The 2,404-nt window shown below is 59.9% G+C and carries 3 protein-coding genes; all 3 read right to left on the bottom strand.

Going from position 1 to position 2,404, the window contains the following annotated elements; all coding sequences use genetic code 11:
* Nucleotides 1-16: 16 nt before the first annotated feature.
* Genes tnpC through ACG74X_RS21245 form a run of 3 tightly spaced genes read right to left on the bottom strand, consistent with a single transcriptional unit; the run spans nucleotide 17 to nucleotide 2,320 of the window.
* Nucleotides 17-1,528: an IS66 family transposase gene (gene tnpC / locus ACG74X_RS21255; protein WP_411237316.1), complete on the bottom strand. Its 1,512-nt coding sequence runs from the start codon at nucleotides 1,526-1,528 to the stop codon at nucleotides 17-19.
* A gap of 55 nt (nucleotides 1,529-1,583) precedes the next feature.
* Entirely contained in the window at nucleotides 1,584-1,937 is a 354-nt protein-coding gene (tnpB, locus tag ACG74X_RS21250) for an IS66 family insertion sequence element accessory protein TnpB (protein WP_411237315.1), read from the bottom strand.
* Complete coding sequence (locus ACG74X_RS21245; protein WP_411237314.1) at nucleotides 1,934-2,320, bottom strand: transposase; 387 nt, start codon at nucleotides 2,318-2,320, stop codon at nucleotides 1,934-1,936. Before ACG74X_RS21245 ends, tnpB begins: the two co-directional genes overlap by 4 nt.
* Nucleotides 2,321-2,404 lie beyond the last annotated feature (84 nt).

Genomic DNA, 2,404 nt, shown 5'->3' with positions numbered 1-2,404 from the left:
GTAAGCGGTGCGCCGGTCACACGGGCTTGGGATAGTTCCAGGGAAGCAACTTGTTGATGTCGTTTTGTTTGTGTCCGCCAGCGATGGCTGTCAGGACAGTGGACAGATAGCCATGGGGCTCGATCCCGTTGAGTTTACAGGTCTCGATCAGGGATGCGATGATGGCCCAGTTTTGCGCGCCGGCATCGTGACCCGCGAAGAGCGCATTCTTTCGGTTCAGGGCGATGGGACGGATGGTGCGCTCGACGGCGTTGGTATCGAGTTCGATGCGGCCGTCGTCGAGGAACAGGATCAGCCCGTCCCAGTATTTGGCGATGTATTTCAGGGCTTCTCCGGTTGGCGATTTTGCCGAGACACGGGCGCGGTTCTGGGCGAGCCAGAGTTCGAAGGCGTCGATGAGGGGTTTTGAGCGATCCTGTCGAGCGTCATGGCGCTCGTCTGCAGGCAGGCCGCGCAGGTCTTTTTCGATGCGGTAGAGCGTCTGGATTTGGGCCAGACCTTCCTGCGCAATCGGGGCCGTGCTGGACTGAGTAACCTCATGCAGTTTGCGGCGGGCGTGAGCCCAGCAATATGCCAGTGTCACATCTTGCGTCGGACGTTTGAGCAAGCGGTTATAGCCTGCGTATCCATCCACCTGCAGGGTGCCGCTGAAGCCCTTCAAAATAGTGTCCGCATGCTGGCCGGAGCGTCCCGGCGCATAGGTAAAGGCCACACCAGGCGGATCGTCTCCATCCCATGGGCGGTCATCGCGGGCCAGAGCCCAGAAGTATCCGGTCTTTGTGCGTTTGCGCCCGGGCGCCAGAACCGGCGCAGGTGTTTCGTCCATGAAGAGCTTGGTGGAGCGCTTCAGATCGGCCATCAGCGCCTCATAGACCGGGGTCAATTCAAACGCTGACTTGCCGACCCACGCGGCCAGGGTCGAGCGATCCAGATCGATCCCCTGGCGGCTGTAAATCTGGGCTTGTCGATAGAGCGGCAGGTGATCCGCAAATTTTGAGACGAGCACATGGGCCAGCGTGGCCTCGGTCGGCATGCCACCCGCAATGATGTGGGCGGGTGCCGGGGCTTGGGTGATCCCGCTCTTGCATGACCGGCAGGCATATTTGGGGCGACGGGTGACGATCACGCGGAACTGGGCGGGGACGATATCCAGCCGTTCACTGACATCTTCGCCAATGACGTGACGCTCGGCCCCGCAGGTGCAGGACAGCTCGGGCTCAATGACCACTTCCATCCGCTCCAGATGCTTGGGCAATGATCCCCGGTTGGTCTGGCGCGACTTTGGCGGTCGCACGGGCGCGGTGCGCTGATCAGCATCAATCTCGGCTTCCACCTGCGCGATAGCAGTCTCGATATCCTCCAATTCCAACTCGTATTGGGCCGGATCGATCTTCTCGGATTTGCTCCCGAAGAGCGCCTTCTTAAAGGAGGCGACCAGGGCCTCGAGACGCGCATTCTGATCCTGCTGCGCACGGATAATCGCCTTCAACGCGTCGATATCATTGGGCAATTCATCAGGGGCGGCCATGTCTGTTTGCATAGCAAAACAAGCGCATAATGGCCTGCGCAAACGGCCCCGTGAGTCACTCCGCCGCAGAAGGTGCTGCTACTTCCAAAGGCTGCACGCGCCGCCAATCCAAACCTGCAAACAACGCCTCAAACTGGGCTGGTTCCAGACGCATCACCCCGTTCTTGATCGCAGGCCATTTGAAGCTGTTATCTTCCAGCCGCTTATAGGCCATCACCAGCCCGCTGCCGTCCCAGTAGATCAGCTTCAGCCGATCCGCCCGCTTGGCTCGGAAGACATAGACCGACCCATCAAAGGGCTTCTGGCGCAGGTGGCTTTGAACCAGAGACGCCAGCCCGTCATGGCCTTTGCGGAAGTCCACCGGATCGCTGGCCACAAAAATCCGGACATTGTGGGATGGCGTGATCACGTGGCCATGGCCCGTGCGATCTCCGCGATCCGCCCGGCTGGCGTCGCCGCATCAACACGAACGGTGACGTCGCCTCTGATCACATCAATCGTGTTCGAGGACATGGCGGGCAAAGGCTGGGCTACAGGTCCAGCCGCCTCGATCTCAACCGGCACAAAGTTCATGCCGTCCAAATTTGGCAAAACCAGCTTGCCCTGCCGCGCCATCCGACGCCAATCAGACACCGTGCTGGGGATCAGCTCATACCGCTTCGCAACAGCGTTGACCGTCTCGCCCTCAATCAACGTCTCCGCCACGACCTGCGCCTTCAATTCAGAAGGCCAATTCCGCTTACCATCCGCCCGGCGCGGCAACCTTGCCAGAAACTCGCTTGTAGCTCCCATCGAGAAACTCCCTTCAAACCAAAGAAAGCTCTGAATCGCAGATCACGCGCTATGCCGTAAGTGTGCGGCGGAAACACCGGTTAC

The organism is Marivita sp. S0852 (assembly GCF_046591575.1).
Taxonomy (GTDB): Bacteria; Pseudomonadota; Alphaproteobacteria; order Rhodobacterales; family Rhodobacteraceae; genus Marivita.
Note: the sequence above shows the minus strand (reverse complement) of the source record. Positions and strands in the feature narration are given on the sequence as shown.

Coding starts and splice junctions, on each gene's coding strand:
- tnpC (WP_411237316.1), bottom strand. CDS start 1,528: ATGGCCGCCCCTGATGAATTGCCCAATGATATCGACGCGTTGAAGGCG.
- ACG74X_RS21245 (WP_411237314.1), bottom strand. CDS start 2,320: ATGGGAGCTACAAGCGAGTTTCTGGCAAGGTTGCCGCGCCGGGCGGAT.